Origin of the sequence: Paraburkholderia sp. NMBU_R16 (assembly GCF_013282575.1) — a bacterium.
In the GTDB taxonomy this organism is placed as follows: Bacteria; Pseudomonadota; Gammaproteobacteria; order Burkholderiales; family Burkholderiaceae; genus Trinickia.
Genome location: NZ_JAAAYE010000477.1, coordinates 1 through 251, shown reverse-complemented (window position 1 = coordinate 251; position 251 = coordinate 1). Strand labels below are relative to the sequence as shown.

1 protein-coding gene is annotated in these 251 nt (G+C 55.8%); it reads left to right on the top strand.

Going from position 1 to position 251, the window contains the following annotated elements; translation table 11 throughout:
* Positions 1-68 precede the first annotated feature (68 nt).
* Positions 69-251, top strand: a 183-nt coding sequence (gene tnpB / locus GWC77_RS30490; protein ID WP_173263081.1) for an IS66 family insertion sequence element accessory protein TnpB, incomplete at its 3' end; no start/stop codon positions are given.

Here is a 251-nt window from a genome sequence, read left to right as displayed (position 1 = left end):
AAAACGCGGTTGCAAAATCAGGCAAAAAAACGGATTCTTGAGGCCCTTCGAAATCGCGTTTCGGGGCCATTCCAAGTGGCCTCATTACGCCGATCATCCCCGGCTCGATTACGCCGATCCGTGACAATCGTCGTGCTACGCAAATAAAGGTGCTCTACTTCGATCGTAGCGGCTGGTGTGTGTGGGCCAAGCGACTCGAGCAAGGCCGTTTTCTGGCCGACTGGAAGCGGGTCGTCACGCGTGAGATCGAC